Below are 23,059 nucleotides of genomic sequence, written 5' to 3' on the forward strand. Positions count from 1 at the left end.
GCGTCAGCCGCGTCGCCTGCCGCGACCGCCCCGGCTGCCCCGCGCCCCCAGGAGCAGCATCGCCACCAGGCCCACCGCCGCCGCGCCCACCAGGATGTCCCGGCTCCGATCCGCGTCCTCGCCCCCGTCGTCGCTCCCGTCCGCGACCGACGCGCCACCGCCTCCGTCGCCCTTGCCGTCGTCGCCGTTCTGCCGCCCCTTCGCCGCGGCGTCCGGGAGCAGGTCGCCGTCCAGCCGGATCGCCGTGACGCGGCTGCCGCCGCCTTCCGTTCCGTACATCAAGGTGCCGCCGTCCGGGGTGAAGGTGACCGACTCGCCCTGCCGTTGCAGCGGCATGCCCGGCTCGTCGTCCAGCTTCCCGCCCAGGCCCTTCGCGCCCCACCGGTACTCCGCCACCGAGAAGTAGCCGCGCAGCACCAGGCGGCTGGCGTCCGGCGCGAACGCCCCGTCGGTGACCTCCATGTCGAGATCGGCGACCCGCTTGAAGACGTTCACGCCCGACGTCGACAGCGCGGTCGGGGCCTCGTACAGCCCGGGGTCCTCCTGGCTCTTGCTCGCGATGTAGACCCGGCCGGTCTTCGGATGGACCATCAACGCCTCGGCGTTGCGCGGGCCGCCTTGGTACTGGACGGTGAACTGGGTCGCGTCGACCGCCGTGTCCCGCAGCTTCTTCGGCTCCGGGAAGCGATAGATCCACACCTTGGGCCAGGTGCCGCCCTCGTTGTCGCCGATGTCGCCGACGTAGATGTTGCCGTCCGGACCGATGGAGACCCCCTCCACGTCCCGCGGACTGCCGATGCCGCGCAGGGTGACGGTCGCGACCGTGCGCCCGGTCCTGCCGTCCACCGCGTAGACGTAGGGACCGTCCTTGCTGTCGTTGTGCGTCCAGTAGACGCCGGGGTGGGCACGGCTGGCCGCGAGCCCGCTGGACTCGGTGATCCGCTCGTCCTCGATCGTGAACGAGGACGGCTCGTGGTCGTCGGCGGCGGCCGGGGCAGCGGTGACCAAGACACCGGCGACGGCGACGGCTGCCGTGGCCACGGCGGCGGGCAGGGCGGTCAGCGCGGCGGCGCGGAGCGCACGAGACGCGCGGGACGCGCGGGGAAGCGAACGCATGGGGGCAAGCCTGCCATATCCGCACAGCGGAATATTCCCGGGATTAGTTGACCTGATCCCGGGAATATTTGCGGGAAATTAATCGGGCAATGGCGGCATAGTGGATAGCGTCGTTGCGGGAATTCACGGCACCCCTCTACGGTCTCTGCTCATGAGCGACTACAACCAAACCCCTTACGCGCCGGGGGCGCCCGCGGGACATTCCGCCGGGGCGGACGACAAGAAGATGGTGATCATCGCGATCGTCGGCGCGGCGATCGCGCTGATCGGCTCGCTGATCAACTGGTCGGTGACCGACAAGGGCAGCGGCGATATCGGCGGCGTCAAGGGCACCGATGGCGACGGCGTGATCTCGCTGATCACCGCCCTGGCCGCCGCAGCGCTCTTCATCGGCGCCATGGTCGCGAAGAAGCACATACTCCACGCCGTCGGCGCGGTGGTGTCGCTGGTGACGCTGGTCATCGGCGGCATCGCCATGGCCAACCCCGACCGCGTGGTCGTGTCCTACTTCATGGACGAGGGTGCGCCCAACGAGAAGGCAGCCGAGAAGGTCGCCGAGCAGCTCGAGTTCTCCGCGGGCCCGGGCGTCTACATGGTCCTGGTCGGCGCGCTGCTGAGCCTGGTCTGCGGCTTCCTCGCGTTCAAGAAGGCCAACGCCGGCCGCTAATTCCACATTCGGGCGGCATCTGCCCGTTTCCCCGGAATCCGGTGGCTCGCATTCTTAGCCCATTACGCGGGCGAAGAATACGGGCCACCGGATTTCTCCATTCTTCACCGCGCCCACCCATCCCGTTCACATGACGTCAACGGTCCGGCGAGCTTCGCCCTTCGGAGGGATGGCAGAGCAAACCCGCCCGGTAGGCTGGCCTGGTCGGCAAGTATCCCGTCACATGGGAGCACTGATGAGCGTCGCACCTGAGCCCGGCTGGCCTGAGCCCGAGTGGCATCGCCCACCTGTGGGGGGGTACACCGCCGACGACCTGGACCGGCTCCCGAACCTGCCTCCCCACACGGAGCTGATCGACGGGAGCCTCATCCTCGTGAGTCCGCAGACCGCGTTCCACATGCGTGCCATGCGCCTGCTGGAGAACCGCCTCTTGGAGGCGGCTCCGCCCGAGCTGGACGTCGCCCGGGAGATGACGGTCACCCTCGGCCCACGCGACCGGCCGGAACCGGACGTGCTCGTAGTGAAGGGCGAGGCGGAGCCCCGGCAGACCACCTTCCAGCCAGAGGACGTGATCCTCGCGATCGAGGTCGTATCAGCCGAATCCGAAGCACGGGACCGGAATGTCAAGCCCCGCAAGTACGCGGAAGCCGGGATCCGGCACTTCTGGCGCGTAGAGGAGGACAAAGGGCTGCCCGTCGTCTACGTCTTCGAGCTGGAGCCTGCGACGAAGACGTACGTCGTCAGCGGCATTTACCACGAGCAGCTCAAGGTCCCCGTCCCCTTCCCCATCAAGATCGACCTGACCGCGATCAACCGCCGCCAGCCGTGACCCGCAGGGGTGTGCGCGCCCACGCACGCCCCTGCGGCACGTCCTTGGCCGCGTTGGGCGCAGAGCGGGATCCGGCCCGAGCAAGGCAGTCCCGAAACATGCCCCGGCCGACCGAAAGCCCGCGTCAAGCCCCGCGTCCATGCCGCCGGCCGCCCGCGTGCATACTTCACCGATGCGCATCATGTTCGTCGGTGACTCGATGACCATCGGCAGTGCCGGCGACTTCACCTGGCGCTACCGCATGTGGAAGCACCTCAACGCCACCTACGGCGGCCCGTACGCGATCGTCGGTCCGCGCACTGAGGTGTACGACAAGCACGCCGACGCCCCCGTCTCGCACGACTACGGCGACCCGGCCTTTCCCGCCCGCGCCCGTCGCCACCTCGCCGGATGGGGCGAGGGCTGGCTCCACATGGCACCCCTCATAGGGGACGCGATACGCGACCACCGCGCCGACACGCTCCTGATCTCCCTCGGCCTGATCGACCTGGGCTTCTACACCGACGCGGAGCAGACAGCCGCCAACGCGCGCCGCTTCATCGCCGAGGCGCGCACCGCCAACCCCGGCATCCACGCCGTACTGCTCCCGGTCATCCACAACATCCGCGCCGAGTCCGACGCTCCCTTCGCCGCCGACTGCGACCGCTTCAACGAACTCCTCGCCAAGGCGGTCGCCGATCTCGACTCCCCGGCCTCCCCGCTGCTGCTGGCCTCGCGCCCGGCCGCGTACGACATCCACCGCGACACCTACGACGGCACGCACCCCAACGCGAGCGGCGAACGGCGGATAGCGGGCGCCTTCGCCGAGGCGATGCACCAGGCGTGGGGCGTGGGCGGGCCGTACGCGCCCTGAATCGTGAAGCGTGTGTCCGCCGCGCGGTCACCCTGCCCCGGGCGCTTGCTTAGAGCACACTCCAAGGCGTTGGCTGGACGACCATGAAGTACACGCAGCTCGGACGCACCGGACTCAAGGTCAGCCGACTGGTCCTCGGCACCATGAACTTCGGCCCGCAGACGAATGAGGCCGACAGTCACACGATCATGGACGCCGCGCTGGACGCGGGCGTCAACTTCTTCGACACCGCCAACGTGTACGGCTGGGGCGAGGACAAGGGCCGCACCGAGGAGATCCTCGGCTCGTGGTTCGCCAAGGGCGGCGGGCGCCGCGACAAGACCGTGCTGGCCACCAAGGTCTACGGCCACATGGGCGCCGAGGACTATGCGCCCTGGCCCAACGATGACAAGCTCTCCGCGCTCAACATCCGCCGCGCCGTCGAGGCCAGCCTCAAGCGGCTCGGTACGGACTACATCGACCTCTACCAGTTCCACCACGTGGACCGGTCCACGCCGTGGGACGAGATCTGGCAGGCGATCGACGTCCTCGTGACCCAGGGCAAGATCCTCTACGCCGGGTCGTCCAACCACGCGGGCTGGCACATCGCGCAGGCCAACGAGACGGCCCGGCGGCGCGGTTCGTACGGGCTGGTCAGCGAGCAGTGCCTGTACAACCTGGCGGAGCGGCGCGCGGAGATGGAGGTCATCCCGGCCGCCCAGGCCTACGGCCTCGGTGTCATCCCCTGGTCCCCGCTGCACGGCGGGCTGCTCGGCGGCGCGATCCGCAAGGAGCAGCAGGGCGGGGCGGCCCGCACCACGTCCGGGCGGAGCGGCGACGCGCTGCGGGACTCCGCGATCAGGGACAAGGTGCAGCGTTACGAGGACCTGCTCGACAAGCACGGACTGGAGCCCGGCGAGGTGGCGCTGGCGTGGCTGCTGACCCGGCCGGGGGTGACAGGGCCCATCGTGGGGCCGCGCACGGCGGGGCAGCTGGAGTCGGCGCTGCGGGCGGTGGAGCTGGAGCTGAGCGAGGAGCTGCTGGCGGGGCTGGACGAGGTCTTCCCGGGGCCGGGGCCGTCGCCGGAGGCGTTCGCCTGGTGACCGTTCGTTCGCCACAGCGACAGCGACAACGACGGCGTTCGCGGCAACGGTGACGGTGACGTCTCCGCGTCGGCAGGTGACGTCCGCGTCGACATCGGCGTTCGCGTACGGCGGCCGCGCTCCGGCACAAGCTCAGCGGAGGGCGGCCGCCACCGCGACGACGACGATGATGACGGCGAACGCGCCGCGCAAGATCAGTGTTCGGGTCCTCGGGTCCACCCTCGAAGGTTAACCGGGGGCCTCGGCGACGAGCCCAGCGGCCCGGCGGTCACCGCCCAGCGCCCACCGGCTCGGCAGCCCGGCGGTCACCGGCGCCCAGCGACTCGCCGACCCAGCGGTCAGCGGCCGAGCGGCCAGCGCCCGACCGCCTCGTAGCGCGGCTGCGCCCCGGCCACACCCGCCACCGGCGGATGGCTGCGCATCAGGGTCAGCTCACCCGCCGTCCACGGGACACTGGCGAACTCGGCGAGGGCGGCGACGAACGGCCTCATATCCACCTCGGGCCTGCGGCCACGGCTGCGGGCGATGGTCAGGTGCGGGGTGTCGTACGGGCGGTCGTCCTTCATCTCCACCCCGGCCCGCCGCGCCCCGGCCGCCGCCGCGTCGGCGAGCCGCCGCATCGCGGTGCGGTCGCCGTCGGCGCCGACCCACATCACGCGGTGGCCGAACCGTCCGCCGCGCGCCAGGCACAGCTCGTAGGGGGCGTGGCGCTGCGCGGCGCGGGCGAGCCGCTCGTGCAGTTCGGGGAGCAGCTCCTCGGCGACCTCGCCGTAGAACGCCAGCGTGAAGTGCCAGCCCGTCCGGTCGGCCCACCGCAGCTGCTCCGCTCCCGGCATCCGGTGCAGCGGGTCGACGGCGGTGCCGAGCTCGGCGAGGACGTCGTCCGGAGGCAGCACGGCGGCGAACAGTCTCATACGACGAGTCTCCCTCTCCCCCGTGCCGCCGCCCTCTCCCCCCGCGCCGCCGCGCCGTGCGTCACGCCGTGTCACGCCCCCGTCAGGACCCGCTCGCGCGCCTCCGTGGGCTCGGGCGTCTGCCTCGGCACGAACGCGATCACCCGCCGCCCCCGCCGCAGATCCACCCGCAGCCGCAGGCCCCCGATCCGGGCCAGGACCAGCCCGACCGTGCCGGCCGCGAGCGCCGCGACGAGGCCGCCCGCCGCGAAGCCGACGCGGGCGCCGTAGGCGTCGGTGAGCCAGCCGACCAGCGGGCCGCCGAGCGGGGTGCCGCCGAAGAAGACCATCATGTACAGGCTCATCACCCGGCCGCGCATCGCCGGGTCCGTGGCCAGCTGCACGCTGGAGTTCGCCGTGACGTTGAACGTCATCGCGAAGACGCCGATCGGCACCATCAGCGCCGCGAAGATCCAGAACGTCGGGGCGAAGGCCGCCGCCGTCTCCAGCACCCCGAACAGCACCGCCGCGCCGATCAGCAGCCGCAGCGGCGAGTTGGTGCGCCGGGCGGCGAGCAGCGCGCCGGTGACGGAGCCGACCGCCATCAGCGTGTTGAGCAGGCCGTACGTGCCGGGCCCGGCGTGGAAGACGTCGTCGGCGAAGGCGCTCAGCCAGATCGGGAAGTTGAACCCGAAGGTGCCGATGAACCCGACGAGGACGATCGGCCAGAGCAGATCGGGGCGCCCGGCGACGTAAGCCAGGCCCTCGCGCAGCTGGCCCTTGGCGCGCGGCGCGCGCTCGACCTTGTGCAGTTCGCCGGTGCGCATCAGCAGCAGACCGGCCAGCGGGGCGGCGAAGGACAGCCCGTTGAGCAGGAAGGCCCAACCGCTGCCGACGGCGGTGATGAGGACACCGGCGACGGCGGGGCCGACGAGCTTGGCGGACTGGAAGTTCGCCGAGTTGAGACTGACGGCGTTGCGCAGGTCGCGCGGTCCGACCATCTCGACGACGAACGCCTGGCGGGCCGGGTTGTCCACGACCGTGACCATGCCGAGGAGGAAGGCGATGAGGTAGACGTGCCAGACCTGGATCTGCCCGCTGAGGGTGAGGGCGGCCAGCGCCAGTCCGCAGGCGCCCAGCGCGGTCTGGGTGATCAGCAGGAGGCGGCGCTTGGGGTAGCGGTCGGCGATGACTCCGCCGTACAGGCCGAACAGCAGCATCGGCAGGAACTGCAGGGCTGTGGTGATGCCGACGGCGGTGGAGGAGCCCGTGAGGCTGAGGACCAGCCAGTCCTGGGTGATCCGGGACATCCAGGTGCCGGTGTTGGACACGACGGCGCCGGTCGCGAAGAGCCGGTAGTTGCGGATCCTGAGTGAACTGAACATTCCGCGCCGGGCGGTGTCCGAGGACCCGGTGGAGTCGGCGGCCGAGCCCCGTATGTCGGAGGAGTCGGCGGCCGAGTCGCCTATGTCAGAGGCGTCGGCTATGTCAGAGGCGTCGGCGCTGCCAGTGGCGTCGGTGCTGCCAGTGGCGTCGGTGCTGTCAGTGGTGTCGGCGGCTTCGCGGGATTCGCGGGAGTCGGCCGCGTCGACCGCTTCGTCGGCGTGGTTGCGGTGGAGTGGATTCGGTGCGGGTGCGGAGTCTGCTCCGGGTCCCGGACTCAAAGGGGTTCGCCTCCTCGCGGCGTGGTCGGTTACAGGTGTGCCAGCTTCTCCAGCACGGGCGCGGCGGCGCGGAGCACCGCTCGTTCGTCGTCGGTGAGTTTCGCGGCCTGCTCGGCCAGCCACGCGTTCCGCTTGCGGCGGCTCTCTTCCAGCATGGCCTCGGCCCGTTCGGTCTGCGAGACGACCTTCTGGCGGCGGTCCTGCGGGTGCGGCTCCAGCCGGACCAGCTCCTTGGCCTCCAGCAGCGCGACGATGCGGGTCATCGAGGGCGGCTGCACGTGCTCCTTGCGGGCCAGCTCACCGGGGGTGGCCGAGCCGCAGCGGGCGAGGGTGCCCAGGACGGACATCTCGGTGGGGCTCAGCGACTCGTCGACGCGCTGGTGCTTGAGCCGCCGCCCCAGCCGCATCACGGCGGAGCGCAGCAGGTCCACGGCGGCCGTGTCGTCGGCGGCCACGGTGGGGGTGGTGTCGCTCAGTTCCCCGGCCGGGGGCAGGGGGCGGGACAGTTCCGGCATAGTCTTTAGAGTAACTCATTACCCGGTCTAATGAAAGCGCGTCCCTATAAGAGCGCGATGCCGCATAGGAGCGCGATGCCGCGCCGCCCGCGCGCCGGAACCACCCGTACGCGGGATCACCCGTACCCAGAATCACCCATACGAGTGAGGACCCTCCGGAAAGTAACGCGATGGCCCAGGAAGCCCCGCGACCCTGGACGTATGGGATCGAAGGCCGGTACGGAATCGACGGTGCTCAGCCTGCGGATAGACACCGAGCTGCTGGACCGGATCCGGCGACACGCCGCGAAACGCGGAATGAGCGTCCAGGACTACGTGGTCCGGACGCTCATCCGCGATGACTTCGACGAGCGCTTCCAGACGTCCGTCGACGAGACCGAGCGGTTCTACGGCGAGGACAGGTAGCCCCTCAGCCCTTCGGCCCCTCGACCCCTCAGTCCCTCAGCTGACGCCGAGCACCTGCTCGATCGGGTCGAGGAGGAAGTAGACGAGGAAGCACAGCCCCACGGCGCCCAGCAGCCACGGGATCTCCCGCGTCCGCCTGGTCGCGACGCGCAGCATGATGAACGACAGCACGCCGATGCCGATGCCGTTGGTGATGCTGTAGGTGAACGGCATGGAGACCAGCGTCAGGAACGCCGGGACCGCGATCGTGGAGTCGCGCCAGTCGATCTCGGTGACGTTCGCCGCCATGATCAGGAAGCCCACGACGATCAGCGCCGGGGTCGCGGCCTGCGACGGGACCACCCTGGCCAGCGGCGTGAAGACCAGCGCGAGCAGGAAGAGCCCACCGGTCACCAGGTTCGCGAGCCCCGTGCGGGCGCCTTCGCCGACGCCCGCCGTGGACTCCACGAAGCAGGTGTTGGCGGACGCCGAGCCGAGCCCGCCGCCCGCGACCGCGATGCCGTCGACCATCAGGATCCGCCCCATGCCGGGCATCTGACCCTTCTCGTCGTCCATCAGTCCGGCCTCCTCGCCGACGCCGATGATGGTGCCCATCGCGTCGAAGAAGCCGGACAGCAGCACGGTGAACACGAACAGGCAGCCGGTGAGGACGCCGACCTCGTCGAAGCCGCCGAACAGGCTGATGTCGCCGATCAGCCCGAAGTCCGGGGTGTCCACGACCTTGTCCGGCACCCGCGGCACGCTCAGCCCCCAGTCCGCGTCCGGGATCGTGGCGATCGTGTTGACGATGATCGCGGTGAAGGCGGTCACGGTGATGCCGATGAGGATCGCGCCGCGCGTCTTGCGGACCACCAGGATGAACGTGAGCGCCAGTCCGAGTACGAAGATCAGCACCGGCCAGCCCTGGAGCCGGCCCTCGATCCCCATGCCCATGGGCACGGTGGTGTGCGCCTTGTCCGGATTGCGGGTCACGAAGCCGGAGTCGACCAGGCCGATGAGGGCGATGAACAGGCCGATGCCGATCGCGATGGCGCGCCGCAGCCCGCCGGGGATCGCGTCCATCACGCGCTGCCGCAGGCCGGAGGCGACCAGGATCATCAGCACCAGGCCCGCGAGGACCACCATGCCCATCGCGTCCGGCCAGCTCATCTTGGGGGCGAGCTGGAGGGCGACGACGGCGTTGATGCCGAGCCCGGCGGCGAGCGCGATCGGAACGTTGCCGATGACGCCCATGAGGATCGTCGTCAGGCCCGCCATCAGGGCGGTGGCGGTGACGAGTTGGCCGTTGTCCAGCTGGTGACCGTACTTGTCCTCACCGGCGCCCAGGATGATCGGGTTGAGCACGATGATGTAGGCCATCGCGAAGAACGTGGCCAGGCCGCCGCGGATCTCCCGGGCCACCGAGGACCCCCGCGCGGAGATCTGGAAGAACCGGTCCAGACCGTTGGTGGACGGTGCCGGTGGCGGCTGCTGGGCGTCGACCGGAGCCGGGGCCGAGGGGGGCATGGGATGACCTCAGTGGTGCGCGTACACAAATAAAAGGGCCCTTGTGGATGTTCATACGAAACCATCCAGTCGGACCCGGGCCGGTTCAGTATGAATGCATAAGGCAAAGATCGCTATCTCCGCGCGTAGAAGCCCGTGCCCCTTAAGCTGTGCCCATGACGAAGTGGACTCCCCGGCACGAGGCGCCGGAGCCCCTGGAGGGCAATGTCGTCGCCACCATCACCGGCGGCACGATCGTGTGGTTCGTCCTCTTCCTCGTCCAGCTCCCCTTCTACGGCTGGTTCGACGACCACGACCACCTGTGGTGGCTGTGGACCTGCCTGGCCGGCGGCGGGCTGGGGCTGATCGGCATCTGGTACGTACGCAAGCGGGACGCGGCCATCCGCCGCGCGCAGGCCGCCGACGGGTAGGGACGGCCGGTTTCCGGGTAGGCACGGCCGTTTCCGGGACAGGGACGGCCGGCCCCGAGGGTAGGCACGGCCCGCTCCGGGGCAGGGGCGCCGGTTCCGGGGGTAGGGACGGCCGTCTCCCCGTACCGTCGAAGACATGGCCGCAACGGCCCGCGAGGCCGCACCCGGTACGCACCCCGGCCTCACCGCCGCCGAGGTGGCGGCCCGCGTCGCCCGCGGCGAGGTCAACGACGTACCCGTCCGCTCCTCCCGCTCCCTCGCCGAGATCATCCGCGCCAACGTCCTCACCCGCTTCAACGCGATCATCGGCGCCCTCTTCCTGATCATCCTCGTCGTCGGACCGATCCAGGACGGGCTCTTCGGGTTCGTCATCGTCGCCAACACCGCGATCGGCATCGTGCAGGAGCTGCGCGCCAAGAAGACCCTCGACAGCCTGGCCGTCATCGGCGAGGCCAGGCCGACCGTCCGCCGCGACGGCGTCGCGACCGAGGTCCCCACGGCCGCCATCGTCCTGGGCGACCTGGTCGAGCTCGGCCCCGGGGACAAGGCCGTGGTCGACGGCCGGGTGGTCGAGGCGGACGGGCTGGAGATCGACGAGTCGCTGCTGACCGGCGAGGCCGACCCCGTCCTCAAGCAGCCCGGCGACCCGGTGATGTCCGGCAGCTTCGTGGTCGCGGGCGGCGGCGCGTTCACCGCCACCAAGGTCGGCCGTGAGGCGTATGCGGCGCAGCTGGCCGAGGAGGCGTCCCGGTTCACCCTGGTCCACTCCGAGCTGCGCAGCGGCATCAACCGGATCCTCAAGTACGTGACGTGGCTGATGGTCCCGGCCGCGACCGGCCTGGTCATCAGCCAGCTCATCGTCGAGGAGGACGACTGGCGCGAGGCGGTGCGGCGGATGGTCGGCGGGATCGTGCCGATGGTCCCCGAGGGGCTGGTGCTGCTCACCTCCATGGCGTTCGCGATCGGGGTCATCCGGCTGGGCCGCAAGCGGTGCCTGGTGCAGGAGCTGCCCGCCATCGAGGGGCTCGCACGGGTCGACGTCGTCTGCCTGGACAAGACGGGCACGCTCACCGAGGGCGGCATGGACGTGACCGAGCTACGGCCGCTCGACGACGAGCTGCGGGACGAGCAGTTGGGGCAGGTGCTGGGCGCCCTGGGCTCGTCCGATCCGCGGCCCAACGCCAGCCTCCAGGCCATCATCGACGCCTATCCGGACGGGAACGACGGCGCGCACGACGACGGACACGATGCCGGCGGGCGCGATGATGAGCGTGATGACGGCAGGCGCGACGACGCGCACCTCGGCGGGCACGAAGGCTGGCGCAGCACCGGCACGCTGCCGTTCTCATCGGCCCGGAAGTACAGCGGCGCCACGCTGCGCGCGCCGGGCGGCCGGCAGCCGGACCCCCGGTCCGCCACCTGGCTGCTGGGCGCGCCGGACGTGCTGCTGCCCGAGGGCGACCCGGTGCTGGCCGGGATCGAGGAGCTGAACGCCCAGGGGCTGCGGGTGCTGCTGCTGGCACGTACGGAGCGGTCGCTGGACGATCCCCGGGTCGCCGACGACGCGCGGGCGGTCGCGCTGGTGGTGCTGGAGCAGCGGCTGCGCCCGGACGCCTCCGACACGCTGCGGTACTTCGCCGACCAGGACGTCGCCGCGAAGGTGATCTCCGGTGACAACGCGGTGTCGGTGGGCGCGGTGGCCGGGAAGCTGGGCCTGCCCGGCGCGGACCGCCCGGTCGACGCGCGCCGGCTGCCCGCCGAGCGGGACGCCATGGCCACGGCGCTGGAGGGCGCGGCGGTCTTCGGCCGGGTCACCCCGCAGCAGAAGCGGGACATGGTCGGCGCGCTCCAGTCGCACGGGCATCACGTCGCGATGACCGGCGACGGGGTCAACGACGTACTGGCGCTCAAGGACGCGGACATCGGGGTCGCGATGGGGACGGGCAGCGAGGCGACCCGCGCGGTGGCGCAGATCGTGCTGCTGAACAACAGCTTCGCGACGCTGCCGTCGGTGGTCGCGGAGGGCCGCCGCGTCATCGGCAACATCGAGCGGGTGGCCAACCTCTTCCTGGTCAAGACGGTCTATTCGGTGCTGCTGGCGCTGCTGGTGGTGTGCTCGCAGGTGCCGTACCCGTTCCTGCCCCGGCATCTGACGCTGCTGTCCACGCTGACCATCGGCGTCCCGGCGTTCTTCCTGGCGCTGGCGCCCAACAAGGAGCGCGCCCGGCCGCGGTTCGTGCGGCGGGTGACGCGGTACTCGGTCCCGGCCGGGCTGATCGCCGGGCTGGCCACGTACGCCGTGTACCTGACGGCACGGGGCCACTACCGGGGCGAGGGCGCTCTGGACGCGGAGACCAGCGCCGCGACGCTGACCCTGTTCCTGATCTCGATGTGGGTGCTGGCGATCATCGCGCGGCCGTACACCTGGTGGCGGGTGGGCCTGGTGCTGAGCATGGCGCTGGGCTTCGCGGCCGTCCTCGCCACGCCGTGGCTCCGGGACGTCTTCGCGCTGCGGCTGGTGGGGACCGAGATGCCCTGGACCGCGGTGGGCGTCGCGGCGGCCGCGGCGGCGCTGCTGGAGGTGGTGTGGCGCTGGATCGCCGCGTGGGACGACCCAGCGCCCTGAGGGCCGCAGTCGCCTGCGCCTTGTGCCCAAGGGAGTTGACCTCCTCTCGCGGCCGCCGAACCGCCAAGTAACCTGAACGCATGACCGGTTACAGCTTCCGCGCGGACGAGATCGACACCAGCAGGCCGCACTCGGCCCGGATGTACGACTACTACCTCGGGGGCAAGACCCACTACGAGATCGACGCGCAGGCCGCCGAGAGCGTGATGGCCGCGTGGCCGGGTGTGCAGCAATGGGCCCGCACCAACCGGGCGTTCATGCACCGCGCCACGCGGTGGCTCGCCGCCGAGGCCGGGATCCGCCAGTTCCTCGACCTCGGCACCGGCATCCCCACCGAGCCGAACCTGCACCAGATCGCGCAGGGCGTGGTCCCTGACGCGCGGATCGTCTATGTCGACCACGACCCGATCGTGCTCACCTACGCGGACGCGCTGCTGAACAGCACCCCCGAGGGCCGCACGGTGTTCCTCCGCGCCGACGTCGCGCAGCCGGAGTCCATCCTCGACTCCGCGGTACTCCGGGACACCCTCGACCTGACCGAGCCGGTCGGGCTCTCCCTCAACGCGCTGATGCACTTCTTCCCCGACGAGGCCAACCCGTACGGCATCGTCCAGCACCTCCTCGACGCCCTCGCCCCCGGCAGCTACCTCGCCCTCAGCCACGGCGTCCCGGACCCCGACTCGCAGGTCCGGGACACCGTCACCGAGCTGTACCGCAGGAGCGGCATGACGGTCGTGGGCCGCACGAAGAACCAGGTGGCCCGCTTTTTCGACGGCCTCGAACTGATCGAGCCGGGCGTGGAGATGGCCCACCGCTGGCGCCCGGCCCCGGACACCGACCCGGCCGAGCTGGCCCGCACGAAGGTGTCGCTGTACGTGGGCGTGGCCCGCAAGCCGTAACGCCTCCCGGGCTCCGGGCCTCCCGGCGCCGGGCCGTGGATACGCGTCAGTCGAACCAGCGGGCCTGCGCCAGTTCCTCCGTGCGGGTCAGGTCCTCCAGCAGTGCCGCCGCCTCGAAGCGGCGGTGCCACTGGCCCGCCGCCCAGGCCAGGCCCGCCGCGACGCCCTCCAGGGTGGCCGCGTGCAGGGCCCCGTCCGGGGTGCGGCGCCAGTCCAGTTCCACGCCCTCGACGACCAGCTCGTCGTGCTCCACGTACGTCTCGGGGGCGCCCGGCAGCAGGATCCGCACCGCGTCCGGGACCTGGCGCGGTTCGCCGTCGGCCGGCACCTCGGAGGCCGCGTACAGCTCGCTCAGGCGCCGCACCTGGAACAGGTCCGCCAGGTCCGCCGCGCGCGTGGGCCGTACGGGCAGCAGGGCGCGGCCCGCCGCCAGCGGGATCAGGTCCGGGGTGTCCGCGACGACGGCCTCGGTCGCGTCGACGACCCGCACCTCGCCGTCGACAACCGCTCGGAGCTCGTCCGGCAGCGTGACCTGCTCCGGGTCGAGGTCCGCCAGCAGGCCGTAGAGGGCGTGCAGTTGGGCGGCCGTGACCTCGCGGTCCGGGTCGGCCAGCCGGGCCAGGAGTTCGGCCGCGCCGCCCGGTTCGGCCAGCAGCGCCGCGGCCGAGGTCCGGACGCCGAGCGCGCGCAGCACCTGCTCGTCCTCAAAGCCGCCGGCGTCCGCCTCCTCGTACAGCCCCTCCAGCAGCGGGTCGCCGCCCGCCGCGCGCAGGCCCGCCGGGCGGCGGCCGTCCAGCACCGGATGGCCGCGCAGCCACCACGCGGTGTACGGCCGCACCGTCTCCGCCGTGCCGTCCGGCAGCAGGATCCGCACCGGCGTGGTCAGGGCGTCGCGCAGCGGGGGCTTGGCGAGCATCGCCAGGGCCCGCGGCCAGGCGTCGTCCGCGACCAGCTCCAGGTCGCGGACGGCGACGATCTCCGTGGCCACGGGGGGTACGGGGCTCTCCGGCAGCCGGTCGAGGACGTCCTCGCACCACACGTCCACCGCGTCCAGCAGGCCCGCGTCGTCGGGCTCGGCGAAGTCGCTCTCGCGGGGCTCCAGTTCGTCCGGGTCGAGGACGACGTCCGTGGCCCGGACGAGAGTGAAGTCGGCCAGCACGCCCACCGCCGTCAGCGGCTGCTCGCCCCACCGCTCGGCCAGCTCCGGGTCGCAGGAGGGGAGTTCGCCCTCGTGGATCACGGCCTCGAAGTCGCTGCCGGGGAAGACGAGCTCGCCCGCCGGGGTCGGCTCGCCGTCCTCGTCGGGGAGCGCCAGTGCCGCCAGCCACGGCTCGTCGCCGGGGGCCAGGCGCGCGTCCCGCGCCAGGCCGAGGACCGTCTCGGCCAGTTCGTAGGTGTCCAGGCCCGCCGTGTCGTCGTCCCCGTCGGCGCCGTCGTACCAGTGCTCGTCCTCGTCGAGGGAGGCCGCGACCGCCGCCCGGACCTGGGGGGTGGTCAACACCGCGCGCGGGGTCGCCGGGGTGGCGCCGAGCTTCTCCAGCAGCGGGTGCGCGGCATCGGGGTGCGCGACTTTGAGGCCGAGGCGGGCGAGGGTGCGATGGCGGGCCGCGATGTCGCCGCCGGGGGGCGTGTCGTCGGCGGTGGTGGCGCTGCCGGGGGCTCCGTGGGCGGGCGCGCCGTCCGCGGGCTTCGCGTACGGGGTGCCTTCGTACGGGGTGTCCTCGTACGCGGCGTCCCTTCCGTACGGGGCCACCTGACCGGCACTCATCAGCTCGCCGCTCTCGCCGGGCAGCGGCAGCAGCACCTGCCGCGGCCCGATCGTCGTACGCCCGTCGGCGAGCGGCACCGGCAGGCCGCTGAGCCGGTCCGGGTCCGTGCCCGCCAGCGAGTCGTACAGCCGCCACCACCACGCGGGCGAGCGGTCCACCCCCGCGAGCCGGTCGATCAGCTCGCCGAGCGGCACCCGCGCCACGTCCAGCGCCCGCAGCTCCGCGCGGCGTTCGAGCCCGGCGGGCAGCAGTCCCGGGAACAGCTCGGCCAGCACCCGCACGGTCTCGGCCCCCGCGCCCTCCACGATCTCCGCGTCCATCGGCCGCAGCGCGTACGGCTCGCCGCCGGGGCCGCCGCCACCGAACGCGACGGAGTCCAGGTCCACGGAGTCGAGGTCCACGACGTCAAGGCGGGAGGCGTCCCACGCCCGGGCGGGCGCCTCCGCGGACGTCTCCTCCGCGGAGGTCTCCTCCGACGCCTCCTCCGCTGCCTTGTCGGGCGCCGCCGCGCTCGGCAGGAAGGGCACCCGCGGCAGCAGCTCCAGGACGCGGCCGCGCAGCCGCGCGTCCAGTTCGCCCCGGCCCAGCGGGCCGGGTACGAGGTCGATCGTCCCGGCGCCGACGGGGTGCCAGCCGCGCAGCAGCGCCGCGTACGCCTCGGCCGCGCGCTCCAGCAGGAAGTCCGTGAGCGGGCCGGGCGCCGCGTGGCGGCGGGTCGGCTCCAGCGGGAAGGACGCGATGAGCAGGGCGGGCAAGCCCAGCGGCTCGTCGGTGGGGGTCGGCGCGTGGACCACGGGCGCCGTGCCGGGGCGTACCGGCGCACCCGCGTCGTCCACCGGCACCGCCCAGGTCACCGACCACGCCGGACGCAGCCGCTCCTCCACCGGGCGGTCCCTGAGCAGTTCGGCGTCCAGTCGGCCGCCCGCCTGCTCGGTGCGCCAGCGGGTGGCGCCGCGCGCGTCCGCGGTGTCCTCGACGACGACGTACGGGCCGTCCTCGCGCCGCCGCAGGGTCCGTACGCCGTCGGGCGTGTCGACCACGACCTCCGTCAGGCCGGGGAGGGTCAGCAGCAGCGCGTCGTCGATCCCGGCCAGCAGCCGCACGGCGACGTCCTCGGCCGCGCCGTCCCGCAGCGGCAGGACGACGACGGTGTCGTACCCCTCGGGAGCGGCGCCCTCGGCGGGCAGCGGCAGTCGCAGCAGCGGCACGTGACCGTCCCGGCGGCGCAGCTCGTCGGCGAGGCCGGGGCCGGCGGCCGCGGCGGCGGTACCGGCCAACTCGCGCGCCTCGGCGAGGGACCAGCGCACGCCTCCGGTACGGCCGACGACGGCGGGCTCGTCGCTGACGGCCAGTACGGCCGCGAAGCCGACGCCGAAGCGGCCGACGGCGTGGCCGCCCGCCTGCTCCTCGTCGCGCTTGGCGGAGGCGCGGAGGGTGGACAGCGACTCGACGCCGTGGGCGTCCAGCGGGGCACCGGTGTTGGCGGCGGCGAGCACGGCGGGGGCGGTGCCGTCGGCGGGGTGCAGGGTGAGCCGCAGCCGGCCGGGGACCCCGGCGCGGGCGGCGGCGTCGGAGGCGTTCTGGGCCAGCTCGACCACGAGCCGGTCGCGGTAGCCGCCGAGCGCCAGGTCCTCCTCGGCGTTGGCGTCCTCCCGGAAGCGGGCGGGCGACGCGGCCCAGGCGTCCAGTACGCCGCGCCGAAGCCGGGCGGTGCCGAACGGGTCCGCGCCCTCGGTCGCGCCTCGCACCATCGCCGTGCTGCTCACGTTCGCCTCCGGGTTCCCCGCGCGGACCGTCCGCGCACACTGCTTGTTGCGAACGTACCGTCAACCCGATCGTGCCCCTGCCCGGCCCCGGGTCTCCACCCGGCCGGCGGGAGGCGTCGTCGACCGGCCGCGGGGAAGGGACGACCGGCGAGACCGGAAGGGGCCGAGGGGCCTAAGGAGCTGCCCAGAAGCCTGGTGCGGGCCAGAAGCCTGGTGCGGCCCAGACGCTAGGAGTGGCCGAGTTCCTCCGCCGGGGCGTCCGGCTCGACCGAACCCCCCGTCCGGTCCGGATGCAGCGCCATCGGCTCCACGACCGTCTCGTCGATCACCGGCGGCGCCGGCCGCGGCGGCTTCGGCATGACCGCCGCCTCCGAGTGCGCCCCGCAGCCGTACGTCAACGACACCACCCGGCCGTCCGCCGGGCTGAACTCGTTCGCGCACACGCCGAACGCCTGCTTCAGCGAGCCGCTGAGCGGCATCAGGAAGCCGCAGGACACGCAGGAGGCGGGGGCGGCCTGTGCCATCGGGGTCTTGGCGCCGTACGCGTCGTCCCAGCGGTCGGCGGCCGTGTGCAGCCCGTAGCGGGACAGCACCCGCGCGCGCCGCATGCCCAGCTCCTCGGCGATGGCCGCGATGCTGCCGCGCGCGGGCGCGGTCGGCTGGGCGGACGGCGGACCGGCCGTCATCTCCGCGTCCTCGACGTCCGCGACGTCCGCGATCTGCGCCATCTCCTCGGAGACCACGGCGTTGGGCGGCGCGACCTCCGCTCCCGTGTAGCCCGGCTCCAGGCGCAGGTCCTCGGCCTCGGTGGGCAGCAGGTCACCCGGGCCCAGGTCGCCGGGGCGCAGCCGCTCGCTCCAGGGCACCCACTCCGGCGCGAGCAGCGCGTCCGGGCCGGGCAGCAGCACGGTCTCGTCGAGGGTGACGACCTTGGCGCGGGAGGCGCGGGCGACGGTCACGGCCCAGCGCCAGCCGCGGTAGCCGGGCTCCTCGCACTCGAACAGGTGTGTGACGACACGGTCGGCGTCGGCGACGGCGGCGACGTGCTCGCCGACCGTCCCGGGGAGTGCGGCTTCCTCGGCCGCCTCGCGGGCGAGATCGACGGCCTCGGCGCACAGGCGGTCCGGGGTACGGCTTCGCATCGCAGCACTCACAAGAATCGATTCTCTCCTACGCCGTCTCACGAGTGCGCCAACCGAGCGGCGGGAGGGCGGACGGAGCGGACCACAGGACCGCGTCGACGTCCGCGCCTGATCGGCCTCGGGCGCGCACCTTGTACTTCCCATTCTGCGGGACAGTGACTCGGCGCGTGGCCAAGAACGACCGCCAGTGGCGCGTTAGGCACGCTACCTTGTCAGCCCAGGTGCCCCTACCCCCGTCCCTACCCACCACGATCACGAATCCGCCTCGGATCACGAATTCGCGTCACGAACCCGGATCAGCGAACCGGGATCACAAACCCGGGTTCACGAATCCGGATCACGAAACTCCCCCGGACTGCCGCGGACCGGCTCACGTCGGTGCCGCCCAAGCGGCACCATGGTCAGATGAGTCGGGTGAGTCGGATTCGGGCAGAGGATCGGACGAAGGACCGGACACAGGGCTGGACCAGCCGAACGATAGGACGGCCGATGGGCCGGAGGGCAAGCCAGAAGATGGGCCAGGGGACCGGCCGGACGACGGGCCAGGCCGCGGGCCGGAGCGAGGGCGCCGGCTCCGGTGGCGCCGCGCCGTCCCCGGACGGCGGCCGCACGCCGTCCCCGGAGCGGAGCCGCACGGCGTCCTCGGACCGGGGCCGCACGGCGTCCACGGACCGGGGCCGCACCGGCTGGATCCGCCGGACCGGCCGCGCCCTGCGGCACCCGTTCGCCGCGACCGGCCGCGGCATCCGCCGCGCCACGCACGCGCACGGCGCGGGCGAGTCCGGCCTGGGCAAGCTCATCGAGTTGCACGCGGTGAACTCGGCGGGCGACATGATGGTCACCATCGCGCTCGCCTCGACGGTCTTCTTCTCCGTGCCGACCGACGAGGCGCGCGGCCGGGTCGCGCTCTACCTCGCCATCACCATGGCGCCGTTCGCGCTGCTGGCGCCGGTCGTCGGCCCGCTCCTGGACCGGCTGCCGCACGGCCGCCGCGCGGCGATGGCCACCGCGATGCTCAGCCGGGCGGTGCTGGCGCTCGGCATGTCGACGGCCGTGGCGGGCGGCGGCCTTGAGCTGTATCCGGCGGCGCTCGGCGTCCTGGTGGCCTCCAAGGCGTACGGGGTCGTGCGGTCGGCGGTCGTCCCCCGGCTGCTGCCGCCCCGCTTCTCCCTGGTCAGGGCCAACTCGCGGGTGACGCTGGCCGGTCTGCTGGCCACCGGCATCGCCGCGCCGGTGGGCGCGGGGCTGCACCAGATCGGGCCGGAGTGGCCGCTGTACGGGGCGTGCGCGGTGTTCGCCGCCGGAACGTTCCTGTCCTTCACGCTCCCCCACAAGGTCGACTCCGCGAAGGGCGAGGCGCGGGTCCAGCTGACCTCCGGCGAGCACCATCTGCACCTGCCGCACCCGGTGCACCGGTCCGCGTCCGGTACGGGCAAGGAGACCAGCAGCGAGACGGCCCCGCCCAAGCCCAAGCGCCCCGGGCTGCGGACGGTCGGCCCGTCCGTGCTGCACGCGCTCCAGGCGTGCGCGTCCCTGAAAGCGCTGTCCGGCTTCCTCACCCTCTTCCTCGCCTTCCTGCTCCGCGAGCATCCGCTGGCGGGGCTGAGTCCCGAGGTGTCCCTGGGCGTGGTCGTGGTGGCGGCCGGCGTCGGCAACGCGCTGGGTACGGCCATCGGAGCGGGGCTCAAGGCGCGCGGCCCGGAGCGCATCATCGTCGTCGTGCTGACCGCGGCGCTGGCCGTGCTGGTGTCGGCCGCCGTCCTGTACTCCACGGTGCTGGTGGCCGCGGTCGCCGCGACGGCCGGCATCTCGCAGGCGCTGGGCAAGCTGTCGCTGGACGCGCTGATCCAGCGGGACATGCCCGAGGTGGTCCGTACGTCGGCGTTCTCCCGCTCCGAGACCACCCTCCAGCTGGCGTGGGTGGCCGGTGGCGCGATCGGCATCATGCTGCCGCTCAACGGCGTCGTGGGCATGGCCGTCGCCGCCGGGCTGATCGCGCTGGGCACCGTGGCCACCGTACGGGGGCTGCTCTCGGCCGCGCGGCGCGGCTCGCCGCACCCCCGCGTGGCGTGACGGGACAGGCCCGATAGCCTGCCCGCATGACCGCTGCGTTGATTTCCCGGGGCAAGGGCCGCCGTGCCGCTATCGCCGCCGGTGCCGTGACCCTGGGGCTCCTCGGCCTCACCGCCTGTGACAAGCCGACCCCGATCACGACGGTAACGGTCGGCTCTCACTCCGAGAGCTCCGAGGCGACGAAGGGCTGCCGCGGAGACAGCAAGGAACTGTCCCAGAAGGACATCCAGACCTGCCTGAACAAGGAGTCCGGCGAGAAGATCTCGGTGGAGCCGGGCCAGAAGGTCCGCATCGGCGTGGACCCGGAGGTCGCCGACTCGGGCTGGGTGGTCATCGCGGCGGGCCCGGTGATGAACGAGCCGGCGAAGAGCACGTACCGCACGTTCGACGGCGAAGAGCTCTTCGCGCAGAAGAACGAGATGGGCCAGCCCATGCCGCCGAAGGACGAGGTCACGATCGCGATCGTGGAACTCGGCAAGGGCAAGGGCAGGAACCAGGGCGTGAAGAACATGTGGCACTTCACGCTCAAGCGGGAGTCCTGACGGACGGTCGTCCGGGGCAGCGCGGTCGGCGACCGCGTCGTCCCTGCGGGGTACGCGGCACCCGCGGGAACGGTGCCGACAGCGCATGGAGCGGCAGGGGTTGGTGATGCGGGCCGTCACGCGGGTACTCGTCGTCACCGCCGTCGCCGCGGAGCGCGACGCGGTCGTCCGTGGTCTGGTCGGCGCGCGGCCGCCCGAAGCCACCTCGACGGGCGGCGTCCCGCTGCCCGGGTACGGGCCGGACGGGCTGGTCCGGGTCGCGTTCACTTCCGCCACGAGCCGCGCCGCCGCACCGGCGCCCACTGATCCCGCTGCCGCACCGGCACCCGCTGCACCGGTCCCTGCTGCACCGGCCCCGGCCCTGCTGGCACCGGCACCCGCCGCGCCGGCCACCGACCTGCTGGCACCCGCCCCGCCGGCACCCGCCGCACCGGTCGCCGGCCTGCTGGCACCCGCCGATCCCGCTGCCGCACCGGCACCTGCTGACCCCGCTGCCGCACCGGCACCCGCCGACCCCGCTGCCGCACGTTTCCGCGGCGTGCGGGTCGACGTGCTGGTTGCCGGGGTCGGGCCCGCGGCCGCCGGGGCCGCGGCCGGGGCCGCGTTGGCCGTCGCCGCCGTTCGGGAGGAGCCGTACGACGTCGTCGTGTCGGCCGGGATCGGCGGCGGGTTCCGCCCCGAGGGTGACGGGACCGGGGCGCGGGTCGGAGGGCTCGTCGTCGCCGACGCCATCGTCGCCGCCGACCTGGGCGCCGAGACGCCCGACGGGTTCGCCCCCGTGACCGAGCTGGGCTTCGGGACCGTGGCCCACCAGCCGCCCGCCGCGCTGGTACGGGCCGTCGCCAGGACCACCGGCGCCGTACGCGGCGCGGTACTGACCGTCTCCACGGTGACCGGCAGCGCCGCGCGGGCGGCCGCGCTGCGGGACCGCCACCCCGGCGCCGCCGCCGAGGCCATGGAGGGCTTCGGCGTGGCCGAGGCCGCCGCCGCGCACGGCGTGCCCGTACTGGAGATCCGCGCCGTCTCCAACCCCGTCGGCCCGCGCGACCGCGCCGCCTGGCGGATCGGCGAGGCGCTGGACGCCCTGCGCCTGGCCTTCGAGCGGCTGGCGTCCCTGCCGCCCGCGTCCACCCTGGAGTCCGCCCTGGAGGACGAGGCCTCACCGCGGACCGGTCCACAGCCCCCTCCGCGGACCGCCCCGGAGGACGGGGCCGCCCCGCCGGGGACCGCTCCGCAGCCCCCTCCGCGACCCGCTCCGGAGGATGGGACCCCACCGCAGCCCGCGACGTCACCAGCCCAGACCCAGGAGGCCGGAAGCCATGGGTGAGCCGCCGCTCAAGATCGCGTATTCGCCGTGCCCCAACGACACCTTCGTCTTCCACGCCTGGGCGCACGGCCAGGTCCCCGGCGCCCCGGCGCTGGACGTCACCTTCGCCGACATCGACGTCACCAACGGCATGGCCGAACGCGGTGAGTTCGACGTCCTCAAGGTTTCCTACGCCGTGCTGCCCTGGGTGCTCGACGAGTACGCGCTGCTGCCCTGCGGCGGCGCCCTCGGGCGGGGCTGCGGGCCGCTGGTCCTCACCCGCGAGCCGGGGGACGCGGCCGGGCTCGCCGGGAAGACCGTCGCCGTCCCCAGCGAGCGCTCGACCGCTTACCTGCTGTTCCGGCTGTGGGCGGCGGACCAGGTGCCGGGGGCATCTCCCAGCGGCCGCGCCGGGGGAGGTGTCGGCGAGGTCGTCGTCCTGCCGTTCCACGAGATCATGCCCGCCGTGCGGGACGGGAAGGTGGACGCCGGGCTCGTCATCCACGAGGCGCGGTTCACCTATCAGGAGTACGGCCTGCACTGCCTCGCCGACATGGGCGAGCACTGGGAGAACACCACCGGGCTGCCGATCCCGCTCGGCGCGATCATCGCCAAGCGCGCGCTGGGCGAGCAGCGGCTGCGCGCCCTGGCGGAGGCGGCCCGTACGTCGGTGCGCATGGCGTGGGACGACCCGCAGGCGTCACGTGCCTACGTGCTGGCGCACGCGCAGGAGATGGACCCGGCCGTCGCCGACCAGCACATCGGGCTGTACGTCAACGAGTTCACTGCCGGTCTCGGCGAGGACGGCTACGCCGCGGTGCGCGGGCTGCTGACCCGTGCCGCGGCCGAGGGGCTGGTGCCGCCCCTCGGCCCGCACGCGCTCGACTTCGCCTAGCCCCCGGACGTCTCCGTCCAGCCTTCGGAGACGTCGTCGGAGACGTCTTCGTCCGGCGTCCGGCCTCGGAGATGTCTTCGTCCGGCGTTCAGAGGCGTCTT

At 72.9% G+C, this 23,059-nt stretch carries 19 protein-coding genes; 12 read left to right on the plus strand and 7 right to left on the minus strand.

All coding sequences use genetic code 11. The features are described from left to right. Positions 1 to 3 precede the first annotated feature (3 nt). A complete protein-coding gene (locus Q3Y56_RS14800) occupies positions 4 to 1,116 on the minus strand; it encodes a hypothetical protein (RefSeq protein ID WP_304462397.1) in 1,113 nt (370 codons plus the stop codon). A gap of 151 nt (positions 1,117 to 1,267) precedes the next feature. Between Q3Y56_RS14800 and Q3Y56_RS14805 the strand changes: the two genes are divergently transcribed. From Q3Y56_RS14805 to Q3Y56_RS14820, 4 genes are all read left to right on the plus strand, one after another. After that, positions 1,268 to 1,783 carry a hypothetical protein gene (locus Q3Y56_RS14805; RefSeq protein WP_304462398.1) on the plus strand — a complete coding sequence of 172 codons (516 nt, stop codon included), beginning with the start codon at positions 1,268 to 1,270 and terminating at the stop codon, positions 1,781 to 1,783. A gap of 223 nt (positions 1,784 to 2,006) precedes the next feature. Further along, positions 2,007 to 2,612 (plus strand): Uma2 family endonuclease, encoded by a 606-nt coding sequence (locus Q3Y56_RS14810; protein ID WP_304462399.1) that lies wholly within the window; start codon positions 2,007 to 2,009, stop codon positions 2,610 to 2,612. Between the two features lie 172 nt (positions 2,613 to 2,784). Then, a complete protein-coding gene (locus tag Q3Y56_RS14815) occupies positions 2,785 to 3,465 on the plus strand; it encodes a GDSL-type esterase/lipase family protein (protein ID WP_304462400.1) in 681 nt (226 codons plus the stop codon). A gap of 83 nt (positions 3,466 to 3,548) precedes the next feature. After that, complete coding sequence (locus tag Q3Y56_RS14820; RefSeq protein WP_304462401.1) at positions 3,549 to 4,547, plus strand: aldo/keto reductase; 999 nt, start codon at positions 3,549 to 3,551, stop codon at positions 4,545 to 4,547. Between the two features lie 338 nt (positions 4,548 to 4,885). On the opposite strand, the gene thpR is transcribed toward Q3Y56_RS14820, so the two are convergent. The 3 genes from thpR to Q3Y56_RS14835 form a co-directional block, all read right to left on the minus strand. After that, on the minus strand, positions 4,886 to 5,461 hold the full coding sequence (gene thpR / locus Q3Y56_RS14825; protein WP_304462402.1) for an RNA 2',3'-cyclic phosphodiesterase: 576 nt from the start codon (positions 5,459 to 5,461) through the stop codon (positions 4,886 to 4,888). 71 nt (positions 5,462 to 5,532) lie between these two features. Then, positions 5,533 to 6,825, minus strand: coding sequence for an MFS transporter (locus Q3Y56_RS14830; protein ID WP_304465614.1), 1,293 nt, complete (start codon positions 6,823 to 6,825; stop codon positions 5,533 to 5,535). A 308-nt stretch (positions 6,826 to 7,133) separates the two neighbouring features. Beyond that, positions 7,134 to 7,511 carry a MarR family winged helix-turn-helix transcriptional regulator gene (locus Q3Y56_RS14835; RefSeq protein WP_304465615.1) on the minus strand — a complete coding sequence of 126 codons (378 nt, stop codon included), beginning with the start codon at positions 7,509 to 7,511 and terminating at the stop codon, positions 7,134 to 7,136. A gap of 309 nt (positions 7,512 to 7,820) precedes the next feature. Here Q3Y56_RS14835 and Q3Y56_RS14840 point away from each other — a divergent pair, with 309 nt between their 5' ends. Continuing rightward, positions 7,821 to 8,024 (plus strand): ribbon-helix-helix protein, CopG family, encoded by a 204-nt coding sequence (locus tag Q3Y56_RS14840; RefSeq protein WP_304462403.1) that lies wholly within the window; start codon positions 7,821 to 7,823, stop codon positions 8,022 to 8,024. Positions 8,025 to 8,060: 36 nt separating this feature from the next. Here Q3Y56_RS14840 and Q3Y56_RS14845 read toward each other — a convergent pair whose 3' ends face one another. Continuing rightward, the gene (locus Q3Y56_RS14845; RefSeq protein WP_304462404.1) at positions 8,061 to 9,530 is read right to left on the minus strand and encodes an NCS2 family permease; all 1,470 of its coding nucleotides are present in this window, start codon (positions 9,528 to 9,530) and stop codon (positions 8,061 to 8,063) included. Positions 9,531 to 9,685: 155 nt separating this feature from the next. Here Q3Y56_RS14845 and Q3Y56_RS14850 point away from each other — a divergent pair, with 155 nt between their 5' ends. The 3 genes from Q3Y56_RS14850 to Q3Y56_RS14860 all read left to right on the plus strand — a co-directional run bounded on the left by Q3Y56_RS14850 (position 9,686) and on the right by Q3Y56_RS14860 (position 13,465). Continuing rightward, positions 9,686 to 9,940, plus strand: coding sequence for a DUF2530 domain-containing protein (locus Q3Y56_RS14850; protein WP_304462405.1), 255 nt, complete (start codon positions 9,686 to 9,688; stop codon positions 9,938 to 9,940). Between the two features lie 136 nt (positions 9,941 to 10,076). Then, entirely contained in the window at positions 10,077 to 12,566 is a 2,490-nt protein-coding gene (locus Q3Y56_RS14855; RefSeq protein WP_304462406.1) for an HAD-IC family P-type ATPase, read from the plus strand. Positions 12,567 to 12,646: 80 nt separating this feature from the next. Next, the gene (locus tag Q3Y56_RS14860; protein ID WP_304462407.1) at positions 12,647 to 13,465 is read left to right on the plus strand and encodes an SAM-dependent methyltransferase; all 819 of its coding nucleotides are present in this window, start codon (positions 12,647 to 12,649) and stop codon (positions 13,463 to 13,465) included. A gap of 46 nt (positions 13,466 to 13,511) precedes the next feature. On the opposite strand, the gene Q3Y56_RS14865 is transcribed toward Q3Y56_RS14860, so the two are convergent. Then, positions 13,512 to 16,985, minus strand: a complete 3,474-nt coding sequence (locus tag Q3Y56_RS14865) for a sacsin N-terminal ATP-binding-like domain-containing protein (RefSeq protein ID WP_304465616.1) — start codon at positions 16,983 to 16,985, stop codon at positions 13,512 to 13,514. Positions 16,986 to 17,227: 242 nt separating this feature from the next. Continuing rightward, on the minus strand, positions 17,228 to 18,142 hold the full coding sequence (locus tag Q3Y56_RS14870; RefSeq protein WP_304462408.1) for a DUF3027 domain-containing protein: 915 nt from the start codon (positions 18,140 to 18,142) through the stop codon (positions 17,228 to 17,230). A 489-nt stretch (positions 18,143 to 18,631) separates the two neighbouring features. Between Q3Y56_RS14870 and Q3Y56_RS14875 the strand changes: the two genes are divergently transcribed. The 4 genes from Q3Y56_RS14875 to Q3Y56_RS14890 all read left to right on the plus strand — a co-directional run bounded on the left by Q3Y56_RS14875 (position 18,632) and on the right by Q3Y56_RS14890 (position 22,958). Next, positions 18,632 to 20,215, plus strand: a complete 1,584-nt coding sequence (locus tag Q3Y56_RS14875) for an MFS transporter (protein WP_304462409.1) — start codon at positions 18,632 to 18,634, stop codon at positions 20,213 to 20,215. A gap of 26 nt (positions 20,216 to 20,241) precedes the next feature. Further along, positions 20,242 to 20,757: a hypothetical protein gene (locus Q3Y56_RS14880; RefSeq protein ID WP_304462410.1), complete on the plus strand. Its 516-nt coding sequence runs from the start codon at positions 20,242 to 20,244 to the stop codon at positions 20,755 to 20,757. Positions 20,758 to 20,863: 106 nt separating this feature from the next. Continuing rightward, positions 20,864 to 22,084 carry a futalosine hydrolase gene (locus Q3Y56_RS14885; protein ID WP_304465617.1) on the plus strand — a complete coding sequence of 407 codons (1,221 nt, stop codon included), beginning with the start codon at positions 20,864 to 20,866 and terminating at the stop codon, positions 22,082 to 22,084. Continuing rightward, entirely contained in the window at positions 22,077 to 22,958 is an 882-nt protein-coding gene (locus Q3Y56_RS14890; RefSeq protein ID WP_304462411.1) for a 1,4-dihydroxy-6-naphthoate synthase, read from the plus strand. The genes Q3Y56_RS14885 and Q3Y56_RS14890 overlap by 8 nt, the downstream gene beginning before the upstream one ends. Positions 22,959 to 23,059 lie beyond the last annotated feature (101 nt).

The organism is Streptomyces sp. XD-27 (assembly GCF_030553055.1).
In the GTDB taxonomy this organism is placed as follows: domain Bacteria; phylum Actinomycetota; class Actinomycetes; order Streptomycetales; family Streptomycetaceae; genus Streptomyces.